The sequence below is a fragment of the Brevibacillus reuszeri genome (genome assembly GCF_002897295.1).
Classification (GTDB): Bacteria; Bacillota; Bacilli; order Brevibacillales; family Brevibacillaceae; genus Brevibacillus; species Brevibacillus reuszeri_A.
This window is the reverse complement of the sequence record NZ_BEXF01000007.1, coordinates 25,710-51,892: the sequence shown is the minus strand read 5'-3', so window position 1 is coordinate 51,892 and position 26,183 is coordinate 25,710. Positions and strand designations below refer to the sequence as shown.

Annotated in this window: 27 protein-coding genes; 18 read left to right on the top strand and 9 right to left on the bottom strand. The window is 47.9% G+C overall.

Annotated elements, in window-relative coordinates; all coding sequences use genetic code 11:
• Positions 1 to 9: 9 nt before the first annotated feature.
• Positions 10 to 906, bottom strand: a complete 897-nt coding sequence (locus C3B52_RS13065) for a LysR family transcriptional regulator (RefSeq protein WP_103106531.1) — start codon at positions 904 to 906, stop codon at positions 10 to 12.
• A 137-nt stretch (positions 907 to 1,043) separates the two neighbouring features.
• Here C3B52_RS13065 and C3B52_RS13060 point away from each other — a divergent pair, with 137 nt between their 5' ends.
• The 4 genes from C3B52_RS13060 (at position 1,044) to C3B52_RS13045 (ending at position 4,408) form a co-directional block, all read left to right on the top strand.
• A complete protein-coding gene (locus tag C3B52_RS13060; RefSeq protein ID WP_103106530.1) occupies positions 1,044 to 1,826 on the top strand; it encodes a SagB/ThcOx family dehydrogenase in 783 nt (260 codons plus the stop codon).
• 140 nt (positions 1,827 to 1,966) lie between these two features.
• The gene (locus tag C3B52_RS13055) at positions 1,967 to 2,992 is read left to right on the top strand and encodes a phosphotransferase enzyme family protein (protein ID WP_103106529.1); all 1,026 of its coding nucleotides are present in this window, start codon (positions 1,967 to 1,969) and stop codon (positions 2,990 to 2,992) included.
• A gap of 26 nt (positions 2,993 to 3,018) precedes the next feature.
• A complete protein-coding gene (locus tag C3B52_RS13050) occupies positions 3,019 to 3,582 on the top strand; it encodes a GNAT family N-acetyltransferase (RefSeq protein WP_235615698.1) in 564 nt (187 codons plus the stop codon).
• Positions 3,583 to 3,856: 274 nt separating this feature from the next.
• Positions 3,857 to 4,408: a nitroreductase family protein gene (locus tag C3B52_RS13045; protein WP_213025002.1), complete on the top strand. Its 552-nt coding sequence runs from the start codon at positions 3,857 to 3,859 to the stop codon at positions 4,406 to 4,408.
• A 550-nt stretch (positions 4,409 to 4,958) separates the two neighbouring features.
• On the opposite strand, the gene C3B52_RS13040 is transcribed toward C3B52_RS13045, so the two are convergent.
• The 4 genes from C3B52_RS13040 to C3B52_RS13025 all read right to left on the bottom strand — a co-directional run bounded on the left by C3B52_RS13040 (position 4,959) and on the right by C3B52_RS13025 (position 8,177).
• Positions 4,959 to 5,696 carry an amino acid ABC transporter ATP-binding protein gene (locus C3B52_RS13040; RefSeq protein WP_103106740.1) on the bottom strand — a complete coding sequence of 246 codons (738 nt, stop codon included), beginning with the start codon at positions 5,694 to 5,696 and terminating at the stop codon, positions 4,959 to 4,961.
• Positions 5,697 to 5,713: 17 nt separating this feature from the next.
• Positions 5,714 to 6,409, bottom strand: a complete 696-nt coding sequence (locus tag C3B52_RS13035; RefSeq protein WP_103106527.1) for an amino acid ABC transporter permease — start codon at positions 6,407 to 6,409, stop codon at positions 5,714 to 5,716.
• Complete coding sequence (locus tag C3B52_RS13030; protein WP_103106526.1) at positions 6,396 to 7,232, bottom strand: amino acid ABC transporter substrate-binding protein; 837 nt, start codon at positions 7,230 to 7,232, stop codon at positions 6,396 to 6,398. Before C3B52_RS13030 ends, C3B52_RS13035 begins: the two co-directional genes overlap by 14 nt.
• Before the next feature lie 117 nt (positions 7,233 to 7,349).
• Positions 7,350 to 8,177, bottom strand: coding sequence for an amino acid ABC transporter substrate-binding protein (locus C3B52_RS13025; protein ID WP_103106525.1), 828 nt, complete (start codon positions 8,175 to 8,177; stop codon positions 7,350 to 7,352).
• 267 nt (positions 8,178 to 8,444) lie between these two features.
• On the opposite strand from C3B52_RS13025, the gene C3B52_RS13020 reads away from it, so the two are divergent.
• The 5 genes from C3B52_RS13020 to abc-f all read left to right on the top strand — a co-directional run bounded on the left by C3B52_RS13020 (position 8,445) and on the right by abc-f (position 13,058).
• Positions 8,445 to 8,849 (top strand): hypothetical protein, encoded by a 405-nt coding sequence (locus C3B52_RS13020; protein WP_103106524.1) that lies wholly within the window; start codon positions 8,445 to 8,447, stop codon positions 8,847 to 8,849.
• 15 nt (positions 8,850 to 8,864) lie between these two features.
• Entirely contained in the window at positions 8,865 to 9,803 is a 939-nt protein-coding gene (locus C3B52_RS13015; protein ID WP_103106523.1) for an AEC family transporter, read from the top strand.
• 181 nt (positions 9,804 to 9,984) lie between these two features.
• Entirely contained in the window at positions 9,985 to 10,749 is a 765-nt protein-coding gene (locus tag C3B52_RS13010; RefSeq protein ID WP_103106522.1) for a stalk domain-containing protein, read from the top strand.
• Positions 10,750 to 10,826: 77 nt separating this feature from the next.
• Positions 10,827 to 10,985 carry a hypothetical protein gene (locus C3B52_RS36430; protein WP_164684772.1) on the top strand — a complete coding sequence of 53 codons (159 nt, stop codon included), beginning with the start codon at positions 10,827 to 10,829 and terminating at the stop codon, positions 10,983 to 10,985.
• Positions 10,986 to 11,114: 129 nt separating this feature from the next.
• A complete protein-coding gene (gene abc-f / locus C3B52_RS13005; protein WP_103106521.1) occupies positions 11,115 to 13,058 on the top strand; it encodes a ribosomal protection-like ABC-F family protein in 1,944 nt (647 codons plus the stop codon).
• 63 nt (positions 13,059 to 13,121) lie between these two features.
• On the opposite strand, the gene C3B52_RS13000 is transcribed toward abc-f, so the two are convergent.
• Positions 13,122 to 14,294 carry an MFS transporter gene (locus C3B52_RS13000; protein WP_103106520.1) on the bottom strand — a complete coding sequence of 391 codons (1,173 nt, stop codon included), beginning with the start codon at positions 14,292 to 14,294 and terminating at the stop codon, positions 13,122 to 13,124.
• A 185-nt stretch (positions 14,295 to 14,479) separates the two neighbouring features.
• On the opposite strand from C3B52_RS13000, the gene C3B52_RS12995 reads away from it, so the two are divergent.
• The 3 genes from C3B52_RS12995 to C3B52_RS12985 all read left to right on the top strand — a co-directional run bounded on the left by C3B52_RS12995 (position 14,480) and on the right by C3B52_RS12985 (position 15,839).
• Positions 14,480 to 14,878 carry a hypothetical protein gene (locus tag C3B52_RS12995; RefSeq protein WP_103106519.1) on the top strand — a complete coding sequence of 133 codons (399 nt, stop codon included), beginning with the start codon at positions 14,480 to 14,482 and terminating at the stop codon, positions 14,876 to 14,878.
• Positions 14,875 to 15,081: a YqgQ family protein gene (locus C3B52_RS12990; RefSeq protein ID WP_103106518.1), complete on the top strand. Its 207-nt coding sequence runs from the start codon at positions 14,875 to 14,877 to the stop codon at positions 15,079 to 15,081. The genes C3B52_RS12995 and C3B52_RS12990 overlap by 4 nt, the downstream gene beginning before the upstream one ends.
• Before the next feature lie 185 nt (positions 15,082 to 15,266).
• Entirely contained in the window at positions 15,267 to 15,839 is a 573-nt protein-coding gene (locus tag C3B52_RS12985; protein ID WP_103106517.1) for a DedA family protein, read from the top strand.
• Positions 15,840 to 15,900: 61 nt separating this feature from the next.
• On the opposite strand, the gene C3B52_RS12980 is transcribed toward C3B52_RS12985, so the two are convergent.
• Positions 15,901 to 16,356: an NUDIX hydrolase gene (locus C3B52_RS12980; RefSeq protein ID WP_103106516.1), complete on the bottom strand. Its 456-nt coding sequence runs from the start codon at positions 16,354 to 16,356 to the stop codon at positions 15,901 to 15,903.
• 20 nt (positions 16,357 to 16,376) lie between these two features.
• Positions 16,377 to 16,535: a hypothetical protein gene (locus C3B52_RS36425; protein WP_164684771.1), complete on the bottom strand. Its 159-nt coding sequence runs from the start codon at positions 16,533 to 16,535 to the stop codon at positions 16,377 to 16,379.
• Between the two features lie 127 nt (positions 16,536 to 16,662).
• Between C3B52_RS36425 and tkt the strand changes: the two genes are divergently transcribed.
• The 3 genes from tkt (at position 16,663) to C3B52_RS12965 (ending at position 21,957) form a co-directional block, all read left to right on the top strand.
• Positions 16,663 to 18,669: a transketolase gene (tkt, locus tag C3B52_RS12975; protein WP_103106515.1), complete on the top strand. Its 2,007-nt coding sequence runs from the start codon at positions 16,663 to 16,665 to the stop codon at positions 18,667 to 18,669.
• A 275-nt stretch (positions 18,670 to 18,944) separates the two neighbouring features.
• The gene (locus C3B52_RS12970; protein ID WP_103106514.1) at positions 18,945 to 21,506 is read left to right on the top strand and encodes a transglycosylase domain-containing protein; all 2,562 of its coding nucleotides are present in this window, start codon (positions 18,945 to 18,947) and stop codon (positions 21,504 to 21,506) included.
• Positions 21,507 to 21,606: 100 nt separating this feature from the next.
• Positions 21,607 to 21,957 carry a hypothetical protein gene (locus tag C3B52_RS12965; protein WP_103106513.1) on the top strand — a complete coding sequence of 117 codons (351 nt, stop codon included), beginning with the start codon at positions 21,607 to 21,609 and terminating at the stop codon, positions 21,955 to 21,957.
• 131 nt (positions 21,958 to 22,088) lie between these two features.
• Here the strand turns inward: C3B52_RS12965 and C3B52_RS12960 are convergent, their stop codons facing one another.
• Positions 22,089 to 23,513 carry a L,D-transpeptidase family protein gene (locus C3B52_RS12960; protein ID WP_103106512.1) on the bottom strand — a complete coding sequence of 475 codons (1,425 nt, stop codon included), beginning with the start codon at positions 23,511 to 23,513 and terminating at the stop codon, positions 22,089 to 22,091.
• Between the two features lie 67 nt (positions 23,514 to 23,580).
• Here C3B52_RS12960 and C3B52_RS12955 point away from each other — a divergent pair, with 67 nt between their 5' ends.
• The 3 genes from C3B52_RS12955 to C3B52_RS12945 all read left to right on the top strand — a co-directional run bounded on the left by C3B52_RS12955 (position 23,581) and on the right by C3B52_RS12945 (position 26,171).
• A complete protein-coding gene (locus C3B52_RS12955; RefSeq protein WP_103106511.1) occupies positions 23,581 to 24,303 on the top strand; it encodes an AAA family ATPase in 723 nt (240 codons plus the stop codon).
• 141 nt (positions 24,304 to 24,444) lie between these two features.
• Entirely contained in the window at positions 24,445 to 24,993 is a 549-nt protein-coding gene (locus tag C3B52_RS12950) for an RNA polymerase sigma factor SigX (protein WP_103106510.1), read from the top strand.
• A complete protein-coding gene (locus C3B52_RS12945; RefSeq protein ID WP_103106509.1) occupies positions 24,990 to 26,171 on the top strand; it encodes an anti-sigma factor family protein in 1,182 nt (393 codons plus the stop codon). Before C3B52_RS12950 ends, C3B52_RS12945 begins: the two co-directional genes overlap by 4 nt.
• Positions 26,172 to 26,183: the final 12 nt, after the last annotated feature.

The following is a 26,183-nucleotide window of genomic DNA, read 5'->3' as shown; positions in this document are numbered from 1 at the left end:
ACAAAACGGCTATTGGTTTTGTCCCTGTTTTGCTATGTGAATTGGCTCCAATTCTTTTACATACTTCTGGCTGTGTACAACGAATTCCGCCGTGATCGGAGAGACCGCCTGCCAGTCTCTCGCGGCAAGAACGACCTCACGCGTAATAGTGGGATGCAGGGGAATGGAGATCACTTTTGGGATAATTTGCGGAATGTAGAGCTCAGGCATGACTGTGACTCCGACGTATTCCTGCACCATGGTCAAAATGGTGGTGACGTCACGAACTTCAAACGTAATCGAGGGACTGATGCTGTTTTTGTGCAGCATGTTTTTGATACAGCCGTCCTTTGGCATGATAAAGCAGTAATTGGCGATCTGCGAAAAGCTGAGAGTGGCATGATCCTTTAACGGATGCGTATCGGGGAGAATGACCATCATCTCGTCCTGCAACAGCGGAATGGTTTGCAGGTCTTTGTCTGCGTGAACAGTAAAGCCGATGTCGACGACAGAGTTGGTTAACCACGAATTGATCTCGTCATTTTCACCCTCCAACAGGAGAATTTCCACAGCGGGGAACCGTTTGCGAAAGCTGCCGAGTAGCCCAGGTAAAAATCGGGAGGCTACACTTGGAATAGACCCGATGCGAAGTGTCCCAGAGGCAAGACCACGAGCCATATTCGCTTCCTGAGTCATGCAGGAGGTGATGTTCAAAATGTCCCGCGCATGCTGTAGCATACGCTCACCTATGCTAGTGGGGGTAATTCCGCTTCTACTACGGTGAAAGAGGGAGACGCCCAGCTCTTTTTCCAGGGCGTGAATCATTTGTGAGACAGCCGATTGCGTAAAGCCGATTTCCTCCGCAGCTCTTGTGAAGCTACCCGCCTTGGCCGCGGCGACAAACACCTGCAATTGTGCCAGTGTCACGAGTACTCCTCCTTTTGACTATTAGTAAAAACTAATACTAATTATTATAAACGATTGTTTTACTAATGGAAGGCAGTTACTTATAGTAAAAGGCGAGAAGCAGCATTTCAAGCAGGTATTCTAAGGAGGAGAATAATTTGCATCCCGACTGGCAACGAATCGCGAATGATTTTATCCAAGCAACCTCTTACCGAGTAGGAGAGCTGGAAAAAGGATGGGCTTCACGCTACGATTTTTCCAAACGACCGGCAACCTATATGCGATATGAGGAGGCATTCGTTAGAGTACCATTAGGTCAGCCACAATTTCCTACAGCAGCAAATGTGTGGGAGGTAATGGCAAATCGGCGATCCAAGCGCAATTTTTTGCCACAGCCATTGACGTTGAATGAGCTTAATCTATTGCTCTGGGCAACCCAAGGCATTACAGATGACATGGGAGACTACCAGCTGCGGACGACACCCTCTGCAGGTGCTTTGTACCCGATCGAAACGTATTTGTTTGTCAATCAAGTAGAAGGCTTGGAAAAGGGGCTCTATCACCTCGATGTTGAAAACTGGACATTGGAGGGATTGAAGCAGGAGGACACGTCAGAAACTGTTTATTTGTTTACCGAGGAGCAAGAGATGACACGCCGTGCAGCTGTCAATTTTGTCTGGACAGCCGTGGTTGACCGAACCAAGGATAAGTATAAAGAGCGTGCCTATCGCTATATTTGGTGGGATGTCGGGCATGTATCGCAAAACCTGCATGTGGCAGGCAACAGCCTTGGCCTTGGAGTAAGCACAATCGGCCACTGGATGGATCATGATATGAACGAATATTTAGGAATCGATGGGAACTCGCACTTGTCGGTCCTGATGGCATCGGTAGGGAAAATAGCGGGCGGAGATTGGCGGAAGGATCGGCGCCCGGAATAAGGAGGTAGAGGATGGCTTGTGTGAAGCAAGCTATCCTTTTTTGTTTAATTACAAATAAAGGAAAATCTGGTTTCTTCGCGAACATTTTGTATGGTGACTTTTGTTAGGCTCTAAACTAAACAGAGAAGGAGAATAATCATTTGAAAAAATTTTTTCATTTTGATTCAGAGGAAAGTAGACAAGCCTTGCTCGCGCGTGCGAGAAGAGTTGCTTTAACAGCTCTACAACAGTATGAACTAGAATGGAATTGCATCCGCTTCATTCAATTGTCAGATACCATTACATATAAAATTGAAACAAACACGTCAAATAGTTATTTGCTTCGTATTCATTCGGACCGAATGAATCAAGAAGAGATCTATTCTGAGTTATTATTTCTTAATGAACTAAGAAGCGCACATGATTTCATTGTCCCTGTAGGAATTGCAAGCATTCATGATTCTTATGTGTTGGAGTGTGTTACTGAAGAGGGATATAATAGACCTTTTGTCACCTTAATGAGTTGGGTGGACGGAGAGCATTCAAGTGGAGAATTTACGGATAGCCTTGTATATAGCATGGGTGTTTTGATGGGGAAACTACACGAAGCTTCTTCTCGTTTTGTTACACCATATCATTTTGTTCGACCTCATTGGGGCATCACTAGCTTTCTTTCCGATATCCGCAAACTAGAACGTTATTATGCAAAATTTTTATCAAGCAGTGCTTGGAATCAATATCAATTAGCTATAGATAAGATTATAGACCACCTTGAAGGTATGGATCAGACTGATCAGAACTATGGTCTTATTCATGCTGACTTACATTCAGGAAACGTTGTCTTTTGTAATGAACAACCACACCCAATCGATTTTGGAAGATGTGGCTACGGATACTATTTGTATGACATGGCGGGTGCTTTGTTAGAACTTTCCCCCAAACAGCGTCAATTATATATTCAAGGTTATGAGAGCGTTAAAAGTTTAGATATGGATTATATTCACAAATTAGAGTGCTTTTTTGTCATGATCATGATTGAAAATTATAGTCATCACTCTTCTGACCCCACTGAAACTTCGAATTTGATCCATGAACAAAAATATGCCCAGGCATATATCAAAGAGTACTTACATGGTAATACCTTTCTTTTCAAGGGGATAGATCCCATAGAAGTTGATCAACCATAATTTGATTAGATTTAGGGGAGATGACCATGACAGGATTCATGAATATCAATGTAAAGTTAACCGATCAAGATGAAGCATATATTATTAAAAATATGTATCCTCTTTATCTACATGATTTATCGGGGCATTACGGACTAATTCCTGGACATATTCCCAATTTGCATGGAATTTTTGAAGAAAGTAATGAGTATAGAACCCTTACCGATCAATATGATGTACAAAAAATTTGGTGGGAAAAAACAAATTGTCTCTACCCCTTTTTAATAAGAGTGGATGATATTCCTGCTGGATTTGCACTCATTGCGACACCACCACATTGCGCAAAAGGAACTGACTATTTTGTAAATGATTTTTTCCTGATGCAACCATTCAGAGGAAAAGGTGTTGCAGAATACTCAGCAATCCAAGTGTTTGATAAATTCAAAGGTAATTGGGAGCTACATACCAACCCATCAGAACGAAATACAATAGGACAAAAATTTTGGCGTAAAACCGTGTCAAATTATACGAGCGGTAAATACAATGAAGAGTCTGAGATGACATTTGATGGATATAAGTTAGTCTTTAGATTTAATAATTCGAATGAATAAACGCTAGTTTAATAACAATGGCGGCTGTCTAAGACTTTTTTCAGGTCTTGCTCAGCCGCTGTTTCATTTGTTGGGTGATTATATTTAAGGATAACAGTACAAACGCGCAATTGTCTCATATTAAGTCGCAGGCTTGACTGGGATTGAATAAAGTGAAAGTAGGAGAGAAGTGGCTTTAAAAGGTAACTTTTACTTGATTTTGTTTCGTGTAACAGATAACATATGATATTGATAACCATTATCAAAATAAAAGACAATGTCTATGCATAAGAAGGTGAAGACTGTGTCCATTGCCAAAGTAATTAGAGAGCGCCGCTCTATCAAAACCAATTATAAACCAGATGCTGTTTCAGAAGAGCTCGTTCTGGAGCTGTTAAATGACGCAGTATATGCGCCAAACCATGGATTGCGCGAGCCGTGGCGCTTCGTTTTTGTTTCTACGGAAAAGAAGGAAGCTTTCGTAGAGCGCCTGATTACGGTATATTCTCCTGACGTCCATGACAAGCGCAGGGAAATGTATAGCCAGCCAGCGGCATATTTGATCGTCATCATGAAAGAGGACCCTCGCCAAAAGCAATGGGAGGAAGATTTTAGCGCAGTGTGCTGCATGATTCAAAACTTCCAGCTGCTTGCATGGGAGCGAGGTCTGGGAGTCGTATGGAAAACGAACCCGCACAACTGGGACCCCAAAGCCCATACGATTCTCGGGGTACAGCCAGGAGAGAAAATTGTCGGCTTCCTGCACTTGGGCTTCTTCGACACAGAGAATCCTCCTGCTGCCAAAACGCGTACACCAGCAGAAGAGAAATTCACCCGATTTGAATAAACACAAGAAGCGAGGCCACCCATGGGAGATCTCGCTTTTTTTGTGCAATTGATGCATTTTGCTTGCAATCCAGAAAAAATAAAAAAGCCCGCCCGATCTAGAAGGGGGCTATACGGGCGGTAAATGGAGGACGTTATGTCCATCGTAGGGTCTGACAATTTATATGATAGATGCTGGATATTAAGGTAGAGTAGAGACATCATAAAGCATTTGTTAATTTTTAGACTCATCCCACGAAAGAGGGCAAGCACCCTTTTTTTCGTAAATCCTTTTTCTATAGACAGGCATCCATGCAGGCAAGCAAGGTTCGTCATATGCTAACGTGAAGCGCTTTTGATTCAAGAGCGAGGTGCTTCTATCATGGCATGAGACGAGAGGAGTGAAGCAGATGGGATGCGGACGCGGCTTTGGATTCGGTAACGGCGGCTTTTTGTGGATCATTCTGATTATTCTTCTGGTAGCGAGTTTCTTGGATGACTAAGGCCTAATCGAAATGGAAAAAGACTCTGTGTTCAAAAAGCGAACGCAGAGTCTTTTTTACTTAAGCAATTTACGATTTAAGATGCTGTAGAAATTGGCGAGTCCGGTCCTCGCGTGGTTGGCTAAACAGCTGTTGAGGGCTGTCGCGCTCCACGATAACACCCTGATCCATGAAAATGACTTCATCAGCAACCTCGCGAGCGAATCCCATCTCATGAGTCACCACGACCATCGTCATGCCTTCCAGTGCGAGCTCCTTCATGACCTTCAGAACCTCGCCGACCAGCTCAGGGTCAAGAGCAGAGGTAGGCTCGTCAAACAGCATAACCTGCGGGTCCATCGCCAATGCACGGGCAATACCTACGCGCTGCTGCTGACCGCCAGAGAGCTGGGCCGGAAAATGGTCCAGCTTGTCTCCCAGTCCTACTTTTGCAAGCAATGCAGCCGCTTTTGTTTTTGCTTTCTCCCTGTCTTCCTTTTTTACGGTCACAGGACCTTCCATGACGTTTTCCAGTGCAGTCATGTGGGGGAACAGGTTGTAGCTCTGAAAAACCATCCCGGTTTGTTTGCGAAGGCGCGGAATACTTGATCGTTCAACCTTTTGAGAGAAATCCAGCTTGACCTCGCCGATTTGGACACTGCCGTTCGTGGGGATTTCCAAGGCGTTGAGGCAGCGGAGCAGAGTCGTTTTGCCAGAGCCGGAAGGACCGATGATAACGACTACTTTTCCTTTTTCGACGTTTAGCGAGATCCCTTTTAATACTTCGAGGCTGGCAAACTGTTTATGCAAATTCGTAATCGTAATCATGAGCATTCACCTACTTCTTATACATAACGGTCCAATTTGTTTTCGATACGGTCCTGAACGATCGAGAGGACAAAGCAGATCATCCAGTAAATGAGAGCGGCCTCTGAATAGACCAAAAGCGGTTCGTATGTAGCGGCCACGATCTCCTGAGCTTTGCGAAACATCTCTGGAACGAGGATAGCAGCTGCCAGTGACGTATCCTTGACCAAGCTGATAAACGAGTTGGACAAAGGCGGAACCGAGACACGGGCAGCCTGTGGCAGAACGACACGACGAAGCGCTTGCCAGTACGTCATTCCAAGCGAGTACGCAGCTTCCCATTGCCCTTTGTGGATAGACAAAATCGCCGCGCGCACGACCTCGGAGGAATAAGCACCGACACTGAGTGAGAAGCCGATTACTGCAGAAGGAAACGGATCAATCATAATTCCGACACTCGGCAAACCAAAGAAGATGATAAACAGCTGGACTAATAGAGGCGTCCCGCGAATGAGAGAGACATAAAATCGAGCGAGGCCGATCAACGGCTTAATCCCGGAGAGGCGAGCCAGCGCTGTCAAAATCGCAATGATCAGACCAAAGAAAAAGGAAACGAGGGCAAGTGTCAAAGAATAGAGCAAGGCTCCTTTCAAAAGAGGCAGAAAGGAGCTTTGCGCGATATCGATCCAACGGTTCAGGCGTTCAGGGTTGTCAAAAAAGTTATTTAGAAACATCTGCACCAAACCATTTCTCGGAAATTTTTGCACTTGTACCGTCTTTTTCCATTTCGTCGAGGGCTTTGTTGAAAGCTTCTACGAGATCAGTGCTGCCTTTGCGGAACAAGAATCCGTTTTTCGATACGTTCGGATCTTTAGCAATGACCTTGATTGGAGTGTCTGGCTTTTGCTTCAGGAAGTCGAGCAAGGACAATCCGTCATTGATCGTGATGTCTACCCGTTTGGTAACGAGCAGATCGATTGCTTGGTTGAAGCCTTCAACAGCAACGATTTCAGCGCCATTTTTCTTAGCGATGTCAGTCAGGTTGCTCGTCAAGGTTTGACCAGCTTTCAGCCCTTTGATATCTTCGAAGCCTTTTACCGTGGTGTTGTCTTTATGCGCTACGAGAACTGCGGTAGAAACGGTGTACGGGTTGGAGAAATCGTATTTTTCCTGGCGATCAGGACGGATACCTACTTGGTTTGCTACCACGTCAAAGCGTTTGGAATCGAGTCCCGCAAACATTGCATCCCACTGCGTTTCCTGGAAAACAGGCTCCACACCGATCCGCTTCGCTACCTCGGTTACTACATCTACATCATAGCCAGTCAGCTTGCCGGATTGATCGTGGAAAGTAAATGGAGCGTAGGTTCCTTCTGTACCGATGAGTATTTTGCCGTCTGCTTTTACTTTATCCAACAAGCTTTGCTCTTTCTTTTCTTCCTTTGCTGGGGTGGAAGCATTGTTATTTGGCTGAGATTGATCGGTAGATGAAGCACCGCAGCCTGTAAGTGCGACGAATAATCCAGAAACGAGAACGGAAAGCAATAGTTTTTTCATAAATGATCCCCCACTAAACCGATGTGAATTAATTTAGACCCATACTAAAAGGGCCAAGCTGTTTTGTCAACGTATAAGAAAAATTTAATGCTTGATGGCATGAAACCAACAAGGAAGTTACTTGGAGATATCCTCACCGAACCACTTTTCGGAGATCGACTTGAGTGTGCCATCCTGTTGCATTTCATCCAGCACCTTGTTCATGGCATCTGCCAGCTCGGTGCTGCCTTTGCGGTACATAAAGCCGGTTGGCTGTCCTTGTTCGTTTTTCGCTACGACCTTGATTGGCGTATCTGGCTTATGCTTCAGGAAATCGAGTACGGACAAGTTATCATTGATGACGACATCCACGCGTTTTTGCGCAATCAAATCGATGGCCTGGTTAAAGTTGTCTACACCGACGATTTCTGCTTCACTGGCGCGTGCGAGATCAGCGTAGTTGCTCGTCATCGATTGTCCTGCTTTTAATCCTTTAATGTCTTTAAAATCTTTTACAGTAGTATTGTCCTTGTGCGTCACGAGAACGGCGCGGGAAATGGAGTAAGGCTTGGAAAAATCGTATTTCTCCTGACGGTCAGGACGGATGCCTACCTGATTCGCAATCACATCAAAGCGCTTGGAATCCAGACCTGCAAACATGGCATCCCATTGGGTTTCCTGAAATTCGGGTTCAACACCGAGACGTTTAGCTACCTCGGTTACAACATCCACATCGTAGCCGGTCAATTTGCCGGACTGATCATGGAACGTAAATGGAGAGTATGTTCCTTCTGTTCCGATAACGAGCTTATTCTCGCTTTTGACCTTTTCGAGCAAATTTTGAGCAGAAGCTTGCTCGGTTGGAGGTGTAGCGTTATTAGGCTGGGAAGGGGCGCTGGAGCTGCTACAACCAACCATTCCCAGGAGCAGACAAGATAATAGAGTGGAGAAAACGACCTTCTTCATTTGAAAATCCCCTTTTGTTGATCTGATTTCATGGATTCATAGTAGTGGCAGACAAAGGCTTTGTCAACGAAAAATATTTAAATTCCGATCATAATACTATGTATTTGGTGATCCGATTGTGTTTGCCCACCTCATAAGGATTTGCCTTTTCCTCACAGGTTATGTTGAAAAGTAGCGGGGACTGGACAACTAGTGGTTGAGGTTCCTACAGAAGAAGCGTACAATTAGGTACGAATCTTGGGCGTTTTTCAAAAGGAGTTCGTAATTATGTTAAACGATTGGCGTATCTATACAGATGAGAGTGGCGTCGAGCAAAAGCACGTCGCTTGGCATGAGGTTTTAAAGGAGATTGCCCAACTAAACGGTGTCGATCGGACTTTGGTGCATGCTGCCTATGGCGACCACGTAGACCTTGTGGTTGCAGGTGGAAATAACGGCTTGGTGCTCGTTCAGTGGAAGGAGCATGAGCCTTCTGAGAAGCATTTTGTTTTGACGACAGACGAGCAAAGAGCTGCGGTGATGGCATCGCTCGTGATCGAGGGAAGTGAAGTGGCATTCCCGGTCTCCTGGTGCGTACCATTAGAACAGGTAGTGCCTTTATGTGGTGATGTGCTGCGTACATGCGATAAAGGTGAGCCGAAGCAGCTGCAATGGCTCCCTGTAGAAATGTAGGCGGGGGAGAGTACGATGGAACTGCAAACACTGCAACAGTCCATACTTGTGATGGCCGTCATTATTGGGATCGGTAGCCTGATTGGTTACCGACAGCCACTGACGGCCGATTCCCGCCAGCTGGTTATCACCATTATTATTAATGTGGCCATGCCCTGTATTATTTTGGACGGGATTTTTCAAACGCCGATGGACAAGCAAGTCATCACGCAAATTTTCACAATATTCCTCATTTCTATTTTCTTAAATTGTTTAGGAATTTTTCTTGGCTGGGCAGGCGCGCGGACTCTTCCCTTGCCGGCTAAAAAACGGCGTGAAATTGCGATTCTGTCGGGTCTAGGCAATACGGGATTTATCGGCCTGCCGCTTTGTGCCGCCCTGTTTGGTCCAAAGGGGGCACTGCTTGCAGCAATCTTTGATGCGGGTGTGGATGTTGTCCTGTGGACTGTAGGGGTTATGATGCTCCAGGAAAAAGGCTCGTTTTCGTTGAAGGGCTTGAAAACACTCGTCAATATTCCGATGATCGCAATTGTGCTCGGACTCGGCTCGGCATTGATCGGCTTTGCTCCTCCAGAACCGGTCAAAAGCTTGTTCGGTACGCTGTCCAAGCTGGCTTCTCCGCTGGCAATGATGTACATCGGGATGCTGCTGCCGCTTTTTTTACGCAACAAGCCGCAAGTATCCTTGCCACTGCTTGGGATGCCGATTGCGTTTAAACTGTTTTTGTTCCCGTTGCTCACTGCGTTTTTATTGTCGACCTTTCCGCTGAATCAAGACATTGTCAGCGTAACGCTGGTGCAGGTAGCGATGCCTACGTTGACGCTTGCCTCCATCCTGTTTGCACGCTATTCTGCGGATGAAGAGATGGGTGCGATGACGACGGTATTCTCCACTCTGCTTGCACTGCTCTCAATACCGGCAGTTGTACTCATGGGAAACTGGCTATTGCATTAAACGCGCAGTAGCAGCAGCTGCCAATCAAATTCGAACAACAGAAACCCGGTCTTGTCGCAGTTGGGAGAAGAGCGGGTTTTTTGTACAGGTGCGACTATTTCTTTTGACACTGAAACGAATAAGAGGGGCGCTCTGTCTAACAAGATAGAGACAGTGAAAATACAGGAATGGAGGAATGGCGATGAAAAGAAAGATTGCACTCGCTGCTGTACTAGGGATGTCGCTATTCGCAGCACAACCGATCATGGCCGCACCAGCGTCGTCTGCTACTCCGGTGATCATGGTAGACGGAAAGCAAGCATCGATGCAAAAGGCTTCGATTCTCGCTAACCAGCGTACCTATGTGTCTGCCGAGGATGCGAAGCGCCTTTTGCAGGCAGAATGGAAGCAGGAAGGAAATACAGGAAAATTAACACGTGGGCAAGCTACCCTGATGTTTCAGCTCGATTCGGGGAAAGTGGCAGTGAACGGAACGTGGAAAGAGGATGGGCAGCCCGCTATTGTTCGTGATGGTACGGTTTACTTGCCGCTGAGATGGATGGCAGAACAAGCAGGCTACAAAATCGAATGGAATGCCGAAAAAAGGGCGGTGGAAATCATCGCAGCGCAGTCTGAAGATAAATTTGTGCTTGTGGATGCCGAGAAGCTGACGGCAGAGCAGCAGGCTTTCGTTGAGTCTGTGAAAAAGGAAAAGGGGGTGCATAATCAGGGCGATTTGTATGTCATCGCCCGAGGCGAATCCCCGCATCCGGGTTATGGCCTGCAAGTGGTCAAGGTTCAGCAAAGCTGGGAGCAGCTGATCGTATACGTGAAGCAGACCTCGCCTGATCCTGATCGGATGTATCCGCAGGTAATCACCTATCCGTATTTGGTAGGAAAGGCAAAGCTTGCGCCATACACGACGCTGGTTGTCATCGATGTAGATACGAATCAACCATTTAAGTAACATGGCTATTGTTATTTTCCACTCCCTGATGTATGATGTGGGATAAGATTACTTTTTTGGAATGGAGGTGTAGGTACGTGTTCGGAACTCTTCAAGCTTGGTTTGTGGTAGAAACTTCCAGCATGACGCATGATGTAGCGCCTAACGGGATCAGTCTGTCCTTTTTCAGTCATACAACTGAACGGAGTATCCAGAGGCGTACCATGCATCTTAGCGGGAACAATTTGTTCTTGTAAATTTTAAGGCTACTGACTAGCACCAGCTTTTTGCTGTGCAGTCAGCCTTTCACGATGCCGCAGGTATTATGCCTGCGGCTTTTTTGCGTCCATTTTTAGTCGTTTCACCATACCAGGGAGGAATTTATCATGATAATCGTAGCTACTCAACAGATCCAGAAATCGTATGGAGCAGATCCGGTTTTGCAGGATATTACTTTGGAAATAAAAGCAGGCGAGCGGGTCGGAATCGTAGGGCCAAACGGTGCTGGAAAAACCACGTTGTTCAAGCTGCTGGCAGGAATCGAAAGCCCTGACGCAGGTGAGCTGTACCGCGCAAAAGGGACGGTATGGGCTTATTTGCCGCAGACCCCTTCTTATCCAGCAGAGTGGACAGGAGAAGATGTAGTTGCAAGTGCATTTACGGAAGTACGCAAGCTTGAGCAGCAAATGCGCGAGCTGGAACAGCAGATGGGGGTGTCCTATGAAGACGAACAAGAGCTGAACCTCCTGATGCAGCGCTATCAGAGATGGCAGGACGAATTTGAGCAAATGGACGGATATCAATGGGAGACGAGAATGGCGCAAGTGACAGAAGGCTTGGGAATCTCCCCTGAGCTGCTGGCTACCCCTTTTGCCCAGTTAAGTGGCGGAGAGAAAACCAAAGCGGGTCTTGCCAAGCTGCTGTGTCAGCGCAGTGATGTTCTTTTGCTCGATGAGCCGACAAACCATTTGGACGTGCATTCGATGGAATGGCTGGAGGAGTTTCTAAAAAGCTATCCTGGCACGGTCCTGATTATTTCTCACGATCGCTACTTCCTTGATGCGGTCGTAACCTCGGTCTATCATGTAGACGGAGGCGAGGCAGAGTTTTATATCGGGAACTACAGTGCGTTCGTGACGGAGCGCGAAGAGCGGCTTTTGCGTCAGTTTGCTGCTTACCAAGAGCAGCAGAAGAAAATCAAGAAAATGAAAGAGACGATTAAGCGGCTGAAGGAATGGGGAAATCGCTCTAATCCGCCAAACGAAGCATTTCATCGCCGGGCAAAAAGCATGGAAAAGGCACTGGCGCGGATCGAAAGAATCGAAAGACCGAGGATGGAAGCAGATCGCATGGGCCTGCAATTTCAAAAGACGGAGCGCAGCGGTCAGGATGTGCTGGTAGCAAATAGCGTATACAAGTCATTTGGAGGGAAACGCCTGTTTGAAGACGCGAGCTTCCTGCTTCGTTTTGGCGAAAGAAAAGCACTGCTCGGTCCAAACGGTTGCGGCAAATCCACATTGATCAAGCTGTTACTCGGCGAGCTGGCACCAGATAGCGGTACGCTGAAGATAGGCAGCAGCGTAAAGGTCGGCTATTTATCACAGCAAGCACTGGAGGGTGACCAGAATCAAAGGCTGATTGACGTATTTCGGGAGGTGGCTCGCGTCACAGAGCCTGAAGCACGACATCTGCTTGCCCGTTTCCTTTTTTACGGAGAGCATGTGTTTAAACGAATTGGGCAGCTGAGCGGTGGGGAGAGGATGCGTCTGCGGCTCGCCCAGATGATGCATCAGGAAATCAATCTCCTGATTCTTGATGAACCGACGAATCATCTAGACATCGAGGCTCGCGAAACACTGGAGGAAGCGCTGGCTGATTTTAAAGGCTCGCTGTTTATCATCTCGCATGACCGCTATTTCCTGCAAAAGATGGTCGATGGTGTATTCTGGGTGGAAAATAGAGCGCTGGTCCACGATGTCGGTTCTTATGAAGAAGCGCGGGAAAAGCAAAAGCAGCGCAGCCTCGCCCAGACGGTGGAAAGTGAGGAGCGAGCGAAAAAGGTCGTACCCGAAAAGCCAGCTCCAGTAGTCGAAAGCGCGCCTGTGCAAGCCGTTGCACAAGCTCCAGCCAAGCGTCCCAACGCTTACAAGCTGGCAGAGCTGGAACAAAAAATCGCGAGTCTGGAAGCGAAAAAGGGAGAATTAACAGATCTTCTCCACAATGATGCAGCAGACTATCAGCAGCTTGTTGCATGGCAGCAAGAGATGGAGCAGGTGCAAAACGAGATGGATGCCACGTATTCAGCTTGGCTTGCGCTGCAAGAAGCATAGAGAAAAGAACAGAAAAAGATCCGCCAGCATATGCTCAACACTGGCGGATCTTCTTGTATGTATTTACGCTTGATGTACACTCGGCTCTGGCAAGCGACGGTAGCTACTTCTGAACCAGAGTAGGATCAGGACCATTAATACTCCTCCGAGGAAGAACGGACCGCTGTACGTGAATTGATAGACAGCACCACCTGCGAGCGGACCCAAAATTCGGCCCAAGCTGTCCATAGAGCTGATGGCTCCAGACGTAACGCCTTGGCCCTGCGTGGTTCTCTGTGTGATCATGGCCGTAGCTGTTGCTCGGATCATGCCTTGTCCAGCTCCAAACAGGGAGAGTATCAGGGCGAGGACCCAGAAGTTCCCGGAGAGCGGAATAGCGAAAAAACCGATTCCGTACAGGATCATTCCCAGAGTAAGAACGGCCGCTTCGCCTAGTCGCTTCACCATTTTGCCGATCAGCCCGCCTTGGACGAAGGCAGCAATAATCCCCATGACCAAAAACATATAGCCCAGATCTTTGGAGGTAAAGCCGTACAGATCATGAATGTACAGGGCAAAAGTCGTCTCCAGTCCCGAAAAAGCAAAAGAGACAATAAACAGAATGGCATAAAGCAGATGCAACGAGCCGAATAAAGACACAAACGGATTTCCTTGTGCCTCGCGCTTGTAGGAAGCCCGCTTTTCTTTTGGTAAGCTCTCTGGCAGCGCAAACAAAATGACAAAAAACGTGAGAAGGGCCACGATACCGGAAGCGTAAAATGGAACCGCAAATCCGTAAGCGCTTAACAATCCGCCGATCACTGGTCCAAAAACAAAGCTGAGACCAATCCCTGCGCCGATTACACCCATGCCCTTTGCGCGTTCATTGGAGGGGAACAGGTCAGCTACCATCGCAGTCACAGTAGGCAGTGCAGCGGCAGAGACGATTCCACCCAAAATCCGGTAAATGAGCATTTCTGTATAACTGCCTGCGATTCCAAACAGGATAAAGGTGATGGAAAATCCAAGCAGGCCAAACGCAACTAAAGGTTTTCTTCCGATGCGGTCTGAAAGTGTTCCCCAGATCGGAGCAAACACCAACTGCATAATATTGTAGCTGGCGAACAGGACGCCGATTTGAAAGGAAGACGCGCCCAGCTGTTCCGCAAAAAATGGTAGGATCGGGATAATAATACCAAAGCCCAGCATCGTGAGAAAAGCAATCAAGAACAAGAGGGCCAGATGCTTCTTATTCACAAAAAATACCTCTTTTCACACAAAAATCGATTCAGGATGTTGTTTACTTTTTCCACCTTACGTGATGGTTCATGGGAAGTCAAGCCAGCAACATAAGCATGTGGGCATGATCCATGTTATAATGGAAAAGAAACAAGAATCGTTCAGAATGTTGTCAAGTATATATCCATGAGGTGTTTGTGATCATGTCTACTGCGATGATGTACTACCTGGCCTGGCATGAAGATGATTGGCTGGATGAAGTCCTCGATCGTTTTCCCGAGGTGAATGCGCTTGTCCCGACCGCGAAAACCTTTGAGATGCTAGCCGAGAAAAGGCAGTCAGGGGAGGTAACACGAGCGGTACTCGTCCTGAATGCGGCAGAGGAACAAGAAAGATGCCGCGCATTTTTACAGCTTTGTTTAGAGCATGAACAGCTATCATCAGATCCTTTGTACATCGTCGGTTTGAAGCCAGAAGAGGAGGAGGCGTGGCGCGAAGCGTATCCAACCGCAAAGATCATTGTAATTACTGGCTTTGCTGTCGAATTTGACTACGACGCCGTCCTCGCTAGGATGGAAAGCGATCTGGAGGGAGCAAATTGAAAGCTGGCTCGAATGATTTCGATTTAAAAGCGTTTTTGCACCGCTTCGGTCTGTTCATTTATACGGGAGATCCCGAGGGGGATTTGCTGCTGATAGAAGATGAAATCCGGGAGCTTTACGAGTTGAATGTCATCGACAAGGAAGAGTTTCTGGAGGCATTGTCTGCTTTGCGTGACAGGCGAAAGGCAGAGGGGCGACAGTAAAGAAAAGGCGTGTTTATCATCAGGCAGGGGTCTGGCGATAAGCACGCCTTTTTCCGTTTCAGTACCGGACTGGCATTTCCGTAAGAAATTCTTCAGAAATCCTTTAAACATTCTTAAACGAATCTCTCTCTTTTTGAAAGGTTTCCCCGGTAGGATAGAGACAGGGAGCAAGGGAGGGATAAATCGTGGTAGGAGCAGACTATGTTACTCTTTTCGCCACAATGGTAAAAGGTATGGTAGAAAAGCCGATTCCAGATGAGATCACAGTGATGTCATTAGGTGCACAGGTTGCCCATATAGATTTACATGTATGGCTAGCATTTTTCTCGGTTTACGCGGGAGTGTCGATAGTGCTAGTAACAGGATACATAGTCGGGGCATTAATAGGAAGCCCCATCGTCGACTGGCTGCGCATGAGAAGGATCATCCCGGCAGGATTGGAGAGAACTCGGGAAGAGTGGAACCGATATCTGGGGTGGATGCTTTGCCTTGGCTTCTTTTTTCCGGTTGTTCGTCATTTGGTTCCGTTTGTAGTCGGGGCAGCCCGTCTGCCGCTTCGGGTGTTTTGCCTGTATTTTTTCCCGAGCAGCATCTTGTGGAGTTTTCATTATTATTTGGCAGGTTATTTGTTCGCAGATCGGATGGATGAAATGGTGGCGGGTGTCTATGCGTACAGCAAAATTACTCTGGTCGGGCTTTGCGTGATTGGCGCTGTATATACCGTGATTCGGCAGCTTCATCGGATAGAGAAAGGATAAAGAAGCAAACAACCGGGAACGAATATCCCATTGTGGTTGTTTGCTTTTTCGTTTTCTCGGTTTATACGATAGAGGAGGACTTTACCCAGCCAAAGCTGTCAAACCATTGCCCAGTTCTGTAATTGCTGATGCCCTGGCGAACGTAAGGAATGACGTTAGTCGGCAGTTGATCCATGTCCACCCAGCGCAGCTCATCGCATTTTTCAGGCTCGCAATTGCTGATTTCACCGCTCCAGCGGGAGGTGACCAGAAAAAAGTCAATTCGCTCGTCCAGAGAACGGCGATGCATGACGCCTGCGACTTGCAGATCTGAAGGCTCGATTGCGATGCCACATTCTTCTTTTGCTTCACGGATGGCTCCTGCCACCACTTCCTCGCCTCCATCCAAATGACCAGCAGGCACGCTGTAATTGCCGTCCTCATAGCCAGTGTTGTAACGGCGAAGCAGCAATATTTCGGTGCCGCGTACTAGAAAAAGATGAACGGCTACCGGCATGGTAAAGCGATCCTTGTTCATGTGCCTTTATCTCTCCCTTTTTAGAAGCCGCCTTCTTCTGGACGGTGATTTTCAGCCGCTTTGCGCTGGCGCTCCAGCTTCCTTTGTTTCACGAGTGGGGAGCTTGTCATGGCGAAAAGCAGCATGCCAAAGCCTGCGACACCCAGCACAATTCCGATAATAAGATATAAAGTAGACATAATAGGTACCTCCTTTTTTCGTGAAAGCAGACATGATTATGGGCTTGAACTGTGCTATAATTGCACAGTATGTTTTCATTCGGTTACAGGTAGTGATTTCAAGAACAAGCAGGGAGGATTTTTCGAGATGACTCAGCATACATCTGTTGATCAGCTTTCCATTAATACCATCCGCACGCTGGCTATCGATGCCATCGAAAAGGCCAACTCCGGCCACCCAGGAATGCCGATGGGCGCAGCTCCCATGGCACACGTGCTGTATAGCCGTTTTATGAAGGTAAACCCGAGCAATCCGAAGTGGATTGACCGTGACCGTTTTGTCCTGTCAGCAGGACATGGCTCCATGCTATTATACTCGATGCTGCACTTAATGAAATACGATGTTTCTCTGGAAGATCTACATAATTTCCGCCAATGGGGCAGCAAAACACCTGGGCATCCTGAGTTTGGTCATACTGCTGGTGTTGATGCCACGACTGGTCCTCTTGGACAAGGTATCGCGATGGCTGTAGGGATGGCAATGGCTGAAAAGCATATGGCTGCTGTATACAACCGTGACAAATTCGACATTGTAAACCACTTCACCTACGTGATTTGTGGCGATGGCGACTTGATGGAGGGTGTTTCCAGCGAGGCTTCTTCACTGGCAGCTCACCTGAAATTGGGCAAAATGATCGTTTTGTACGATTCTAATGATATCTCTTTGGATGGCGAGCTGTCTCGTTCCTTCTCCGAAAATGTAGCTGGACGCTACCAAGCCTATGGCTGGCAGTACCTGCGTGTAGAGGATGGAAATGATTTGGCTGCGATTGAAGCAGCGATTGCTGAGGCGAAGCAGGATTTGGATCGTCCTACCCTGATCGAGGTAAAAACCGTGATCGGTTATGGTAGCCCGAATAAAGGCGGTTCCAGTGCTTCCCACGGTGCACCGTTGGGTAAAGACGAAGTAAAATTGACAAAAGCAAGTTACGCTTGGACACATGAAAATGAATTCCATGTGCCTGAAGAAGTAGCAGAACTGTATGCAGGACTGGCAGCAGCGGGCGTAAAGGCTGAAGCTTCCTGGAACGACCAGTTTGCTGAATATGCCAAAGCGTATCCTGATCTGGCTGCACAGTTTACTACTGCTGGGGAAGGTCACCTGCCAGCAGGCTGGGACAACCATATGCCAACGTATGAAGCAGGCGCAAAGCTGGCTACCCGTGTAGCATCCGGTAATGCGATCAACGCTTTGGCAACGAGCGTTCCGTTCTTCCTGGGCGGTTCTGCAGACCTGGCACATTCCAATAATACTGTGATCAAAGACGCTGGCAACTTCCTGCCGGGCACATACGAAGGCCGCAACATCTGGTTCGGGGTTCGTGAGTTCGCGATGGGAGCGGCTCTGAATGGTATGGCGCTGCATGGGGGCGTAAAAGTGTACGGCGGTACATTCTTCGTCTTCTCTGACTATGTACGTCCAGCTATCCGCCTCTCTGCACTGATGAAGCAGCCAGTGGTGTACGTCTTCACGCACGATTCCATCGCTGTCGGTGAAGATGGACCAACCCATGAGCCTATCGAGCAATTGGCGTCTCTGCGTGCGATGCCAGGCTTGAACATACTGCGTCCAGCAGATGCGGTGGAAACGAATGAAGCATGGAAATATGCAGTATCTCGCACAGATGAGCCAACTGTTTTGGTATTGACTCGTCAAAACCTGCCAGTCTTGCCAGAAACGCTGGAAAAAGCAGCAGAAGGCGTGAGCAAGGGTGGTTATGTACTCGCAGACGCACCAAGCGGCAAGCCACAGCTCATCCTGATTGCGACTGGCTCAGAAGTATCCCTAGTGATGCAAGCACGTGAACAGCTCCAGTCTCGTGGAGTAGAAACGCGCGTGGTTTCTCTGCCAAGCTGGAACCTGTTCGAGCGTCAATCCAAGGAATATCGTGACTCCGTAATTCCACCAGCTGTTAAAGCGCGTGTAGCAGTAGAGATGGGCTCCCCAATGGGCTGGGAGCGCTATGCGGGAGATGGCGGTACAGTAATCGGCATCAACCAGTTTGGCGCATCTGCACCTGGAGATCGCATCATGAAAGAATACGGCTTTACGGTTGAAAATGTAGTAGCAGAAGCTGAAAAATTGCTGAAGTAAACGAGCGGATTCCTGGGCAGGCCTATCTTCTATTATGGAAGATAGGCTTTTTCCAATACTTTTCCACCGTACAACGCGAAAAAGAATGGTAGGATATAGGCAGCCAGTCTTTGGCCGACCATAAAGGAAGCCCGTGGTAGCCAAAAAGCAGCCCGCAGCCTCGTTTGAGCAGCCAAAATACAACCAAGTGATAGATAGCTACCCGCGCAAAGAAACTTTTTTCGAATGCAATCGTCTATAATGATGTGGGGGAGAGAGAATTCAGGAGGTAAAAAATGGCAACAAAGGCCAAGAAGAAGGTCAAGAAGAAAAAAAGCAGCTTGCTGATGATTGCCGTATCGTTTGCAGTCTTCCTTCTTTTAAGCGTCATCGGGGGATACTTTTCGCTGCTGTACGCGGGAGACCGGATGATTGCGGAAAATGAGCAAAAGCTGAAGGATCTAAAAGCAGAACCAACCGTAATTTATGACAAAAACGGTGTCGAGCTCACAAGCTTGATACGTGAAAAAAACCGTGAGTACAAGTCGATTAGTGAAATGCCAAAAATATTAACCAATGCCTTCCTCGCCGTTGAGGATCGACGCTTTTATGATCACAAAGGCGTGGACATGGTTCGGATTGGTGGAGCCATCATCAATGACATCAAAAAAGGGTCGTTGGCAGAGGGCGGCAGCACCATTACCCAGCAATTAGCTAGAAACGTATTTCTCACCCTAGATCAAACATTTTGGCGTAAAACGAAAGAAATGAGTATCGCAATCGGATTGGAGCGGAAATACTCCAAGGATCAAATCTTGGAGATGTATCTGAACCGCGTGTATTTGGGTAAAGGGGAATTCGGGGTCGAGGATGCTTCCCGCTATTACTTTGGAATGTCTGTTGACAGTGATAAGTTTACGATCGCAAAAGCAGCGATGCTGGCTGCGATCCCAAAAGCACCGACCACCTACAACCCATTCAACAATCCTGAAAAGGCAAAGCTTCGCCGGGATACAGTTATTCGTCTGATGGCAGAGCAAGGCATCATTACGGAAGCACAAAAGATCGAGGCACAGGCAGAGCCACTGCCGACGGAACCGTCTGAAGTGCCAGGCTCATCGGGACTGAAAAAAGGCTATCGGGCATTTTTTGATCACATGGTAGAGGAAGCAGAAGCGACGTATGGCGTGACAGAGGAAGAACTGTACCGCGGCGGCTGGTCTGTATACACGACGTTTGATCCAAAAATCCAGGATGCCATGGTCAAAGAGTATGACAATCCGAAAAACTTCCCGAAAGACGGAACAGAGCGCAGTGTAGAGTCTGCCATGATTGTGTTAGATGCTAAAAATGGCGGGATTGCAGGCATGATGGGCGGACGCAATTACGCTGTAAAAGGCTTCAACCTTGCGACAGATATGAAGCGTCAGCCAGGCTCGAGCTTCAAGCCAATCGCGGTATACGCTCCGGCGATTGATATCGATAGTAAAAAATGGGGTCCAAATTCATCTCTCAGCAACAAAAAGCAGAGCTTTAACGGCTATGAGCCGCGCAACTACAACAACAAGTACAGTGAGACTGTAAGCATGAACCGGGCATTGATTGACTCACTGAACATTCCTGTTGTTTGGCTGTTGAACGAGATTAAAGTCCCGACTGCATTAAAATATTTAGAGAAATTCGGCATTGAAATGGAGCCTGAGGACCGCAACCTGGCTATCGCGCTGGGTGGTCTAAGCAAAGGAACGTCTCCGTTGAAAATGGCGCAAGCCTACACGGCTTTTGTGAATGGAGGCGTCGTCTCTGAGGGACACACCATCACCAAGATTGAAAACAAAGCCGTTGGTATTTTGCGCGAGTATGAAGTAAAACAAACCGAGGTTCTGAAGCCGCAGACAGCGTGGACTGTCCACACTATGCTGGAAAGGGCCGTTCAAGAGGGGACCGGTAAAGCAGCTCGTATCTCCGGGCGTCATGTAGCAGGGAAAACAGGTACAACCCAATCCACGATCGGAGACAGCAGCGTCAACAAGGACGCCTGGTTTGTAGGCTACACCCCTGAATACGTGGGTGCAGTATGGATGGGCTTTGATAAAGAGGATAAAAATCACTTGATGCGTCAAGGTAGCAGTCTGACAGCTCAGATGTTTTCCAAAGTATTGGCAGAGGGGCTTAAAGGCGTGAAGTCTACAGACTTTGTCCGACCTGGTGGAGCAGTAGAAGAAGAGCCAGAGGAAGAAACAACTCCGCCGATTCAATTGGAAGCGACCATGACGATGGATAGCAACACTCAGCAGCTGCAAGTCCTTTTAAGCTGGATTGGTGGCGAACCTGACTACACCTATGACGTCTACCGAGTGAAAGAGAATGGTCAAAGCCAAAAAATCGCCGCTGATGTTAAAGATACGATCTATATAGACGTATTGGATAGCCCAGTGAAATATCGCTACATGGTTATTCCACGCAATAAGGACGGGCAGGAACAGACACCTTCGCCAATTGTTGATATCAACACGAAGCAGCTGGAAAACTTGATAAATGACGGCCAGGACCATCACGAGGACGGCAATAATCAAGGTGGTATACCAGAAGAAAATGGAAATGGAGATTCCGGCCAGCTTCCGCCTGACACAGGTAACGGCGACCAGACAAATGGTCAGCCAACAGATGGCCAAGGCAATTCTGGCAACCAGGGAAATCAAGGCAATCAAGGAAACTCAAATGGTGGAGAAGCACCGCCACCTGATATCGGGAATCCGAATGGAAATCAACCAGGATCTTCCTCCGGGGGGATTGAATTACCTCCACCACCTGAGGATGGCTCACAGCAGACATTTCCCGAAGGAACAAATGGGTGACGTCTAGCATAGAATGAACCACTCAAACAGATTCACCTATTTGCACATCTTCTTCCGCGTGGTACAATACCAATAAATCGGGAGACAGGGGGGACAGTCCATGTCTGACTACGCAAAAAGGGATTTACCCACATTTTTCATTGAACAATTGCGCCAAACTAAGGTGAATTTTGAGCGAGCTCTCGACTGTAAACACACCGATTTTGACGATCTATACCCATACATGAATGAACAGCCTCAGTTTTTCTGGTACAAACGATACGTCGCATGGTCGGAGCTATTGACTGTGGTACGTCTGGCTGAGGAACTGGGCGTCGAATGGACACAGGATTTCAGTGAGCAGCAAGTGGAATTCATCAAAGGGAAAGTTCTACAAGGAAAAGTGCTCGATTATTGGAAAGCGGAAGAAGAACAAGAAGAAACGATAAGCCAGCTTGAGGAAGAAAAATAATAATAAAAGCGCGTTCCCACGAAAAGGGAGCGCGCTTTTTTGGTTGATTCCTGGTTGCTGGAGAAACTTTCTAGCGTAACGAAATCCATTCTCTCTCGTCTTTCCTACAAAGGGGGCGCGAGTGAAGTACCTCAATGCAGCCAATTGTACGTAATGGTTGGTGTTTCCTCTTTTGGACCTGCGGCCAGTATGAAAAGGGCTGGGTTGCTCCACGGCTTAGCGGGTGCCGTTATATCTGAAATGACTACCTCTGTTCCCAATGAGACAAAGCTGTATAGCTCTTCGACATCTTTATTAAGCAAGCGAATGCACCCGAGTGAGACCTCACTCCCGATGCTCTCGGGATGATTGGTACCATGAATGGCGTATCCATCACCGGAAAAAACCATGCCGCGTGTGCCATAGATGTTGTCATGACCACGTGGGCGACTGATTTTTTGCTGAATCGTATAATAGCCTTCAGGTGTAGAGCCGTTTTTACCGATACCAGCAGGATAGCTGCGAACCACATGTGAGCCGCTTACAAGCCGCATCGTTCGGGTCGACTGTGACAGCTGAATCTGGAGCGGCTCCAGTGCATGCAGCGGCTCGGGATACCCAGGGAGAGGCAGAACATCACGTATGCTTGCCCAGGCAGTCTCAGGGCGGAACAATCCCGGTCGATATTCATAAGAGAGCAGACCTAATTCCGTTAGTGGCGCTGGGATTTGTGGCAGTGTGTTGCTCGGGTAGGCTGCCGCCAAATCAGCCAAGCGAGCAGGCAACGAGCCTGTTTGCTGATACGTTCGATACAGTGCGTTGCGCAGTGTCAGAACATGCTGGAGTGTCATTTGCTCCTGCTCAAGTGCGGCTCTTGCCGCGAGAACTAACGGCTCCTGTTCGTAACGACCAGGATGGTCAAACCATTTTTGATTCGTGACGGTTCGATTCACGGGATTGTACTGCATGACTCCAAGCACTTCTCTTGGCTGATAAAACAAAAGCGGCGTAAATAATGGGCTGCCAGGAACCTCAGGCACAGCAATTACTGTAAATGGCTGTGAGAGCACCGGACGCCGTGCTTCCATATAGCGACGTAATTGCTTTGCTCTCTCTTCTATGCTGAGATTCGATGGAACGGCAATGACTTCTACATGGGGCCGGTCAGGAACCGCCGCCGGTTTTGGTATAGCCGTTTGTGGAGAGGTTGCCTCCTGGTCAGGCTCGGTCAACAGTCCTGGCGAATAGGCAAACTGGAAGAAGAGAAAGAGCATCGAGGCCAGCAGAAAACGCATTCTTTTTCTCATGTCCTGCTGTCGTTTTGCTCGCAGTAGTGTTTGATAAGCTTCTCTTGCATCATCGTAGAAGGGGCCTTGCCCTGCGCGCAATGCGCGTCTGTGTGCGGCAAGTGCCAGCTCTGGCTCTCCTCGCGCTTCTCGCTCACGGCCAAGATGATACCAACCGATCGCCTCATCGGGATGCTGTTCGGTAAACCACCGGTAAAAGGAGAGGTCGCTTTGATCCGGATATTTCATATGAAACGCGCTTTTTTCTTGTAAAAACGAAACCTTGTCCACCGATACTCCCCCTTATTAGGTTGTATCGGCACAGATGAGCAAAATAGTGAGGATGGAGGAGAAAAAGATGGTTTACTTGCGAACGATCAAGCTTCTTCGAGACGAATTTCCCGATACGAAACAATATCCGTTCGGACTTGGCTCTCTGCAGTCCATCGAGGAAATCGAGCTGGAGAATCCGGTCACCTTTTTTGTGGGGGAGAATGGATCGGGCAAGTCGACACTGCTTGAAGCGATCGCCTATCAATGCGGGTTTCATACTGCGGGCGGGTCCAGGAACAATTTTTACGACGTAGACAAGTCAGACGCGAGCCTTGGCGACTACATACGCCTCTCCTGGATGCCCAAGCTGACCAATGGCTTTTTTCTGCGGGCAGAGAGCTTCTATCAGTTTGCCAGTCATATAGATGAAACGGAGCGAACTCGTCCTCGTCCCACACGCTATAAAAATTACGGCGGTCGCTCCCTCCACGAGCAGTCACACGGGGAATCGTTTCTCTCCTTGTTTTCGCATCGATTCGAAGGAAGAGGGATCTATCTTTTGGACGAGCCCGAGGCTGCCTTGTCGCCCATGCGTCAATTAGCATTCCTGTATGTCATGCAGGATCTGGTTGCAGAGGGGGCGCAGTTTTTGATTGCCACTCACTCTCCGATTTTGATGGGATTGCCGGGTGCTACTATCTTAAACTTCGATGCTTCTCCGCTTACAGAGATTCGTTACGAAGAGACGGAGCATTATCAAATTACAAGGCGATTTCTCGAGAATCCCGCCAAATTTCTGATGGAATAAAAAAATTTCTCTCCTGACTGTCACAAAAAAGGCTTCGGCGGTTTCTATTAGATGAACGAAGCAAAAAAGCAGCCTCTCCATACACGGCTGGCACGAGTCAGTAGCGTATGGCAGGCAAATGAGTGAGGGGAGGGAGAGCTAGTGGAGGTGCATGCAAAACTGATGATGAATCGAGTGCATGTCCAAGATGAGACAGATTCCTTCAAGGATTTGTTTACGACGTACTATCCCTTTGTCGTCAGGCAGATCATGCGGATTGTCAAAGACCAGCAAACGGCTGAGGATATCGCCCAGGACGTTTTCCTCTCCTTTTATCATACAGATCGTTCGGCTATTGAGCACATCCCGGCATGGCTCACTAAATCAGCCCTGTATGCGTCCTATAACTACTTGCGTTCAGAAAAGCGCAGGTACGATAGACAAGAGCGTGGAGCAGCTGAAGAGGAGAGGGTGTCTCCTTCCTCAGAAGAGATGTGCTTGGAAAAGGAAGCGATTGATCAGGTGCGTGACGTTCTGGCACAGCTGGACGAAAGAGAGCGAACCTTGCTCGTCATGAAATACTCAGGCTATCCATATACGGAATTGGCAAAGGCCACAGGGGTTGAGGTCAGCTCCGTGGGGACGATCCTATCAAGAGCCAAGAGTAAATTCCGCAAGCTGTACGACCTGCTAAGGGGGGAAGAAGGATGAAATGTGCAGATACGGGCTTTATGCAGTCATTTTTGGATGGAGAATGCGGACTTCAGGAAAGCGAGCGGTTCATCGCCCACTTGGAGACATGCACAGAATGCAGCGAGCAGCTGGAAGCATTGTCTGCGCTTGATTCCTGGACCCACGGGACGCTTAAGCAGCAGCTATTTCGTCCGACCGATCAAGTAAAGGTAAATACAGAGGCAGCCTGGCAGACCTTTTCACAACGAATCGGGCAAAATACAAGCTTTGTTCCACAAAATCAGACTACGAATCAAGAGCATGTGGCAAAAAGGAGCTGGAAGAACATGAATCAAAAGACAAAGAAATGGGTAACAGGATCATCAGTAGCAGCGGTTCTCGTTGTATCGCTATCGTTTCCACAAGTGCAGGCGGCTGCGAGTGATTTCCTGTCCATTTTCAGAATGGATAAAGTCGAGTTCGTAAAAGTGACGCAAGAAGATCTGGCGCAGGTTGAAGGCTGGTTGAATAGCGGCAAGGCAGGCGAGATGGAGCTTGCGGGCATCGGCAAGCTGTGGATTGACGAGGCTGAACAGGGTAAGATCGAGAAAGGCGAGCACAATAAATACTACAATAGTAGAGAATCAGCGGAAAAAGCAGGTGTGAAGCTGCCAGCCATCCCAAGTGATATGACGTTCGAGGGTGTAGACGTCAGCACACCGTATACGATCCATTTTGAAATGAATGTCGAGAAAGCAAACAAGCTTTTGGCACAGCTGAAGGTTGAAAACCGTTTTGACGAAAATTTGAGCGGAAAACGGTTCTCGCTCCACGTAGCCAACATGCAAAACATCTGGATGAAAAACGATAAGGATAGCATCGCTTATTCCGTAGTGAGCGCACCTGAGCTGCAGGCGCCAGAGGGAGTAGACATGGCGCAGCTTCGAGACACCATGCTGTCCTTGCCTTTTATCCCGAATAACGTGAAAAAACAAATGCTAAGCATTGATGATTGGCAGCACACTCTCCCGCTTCCGTATCTGGAAGACGGCGATAGCAAAATGAAAGAAGTAAAAGTACACGGTCAGGCAGGCGTTCTGATCACGAATTCGTATCACAAGCAGTTGATCTGGCAGGAAAATGGTCAAATCCATACACTAGGCGGCAGTAATTCAACGGAAGAAGAGCTGCTGGCATTGGCAAAAAATTTGAAGTAAATACAGTGAGAT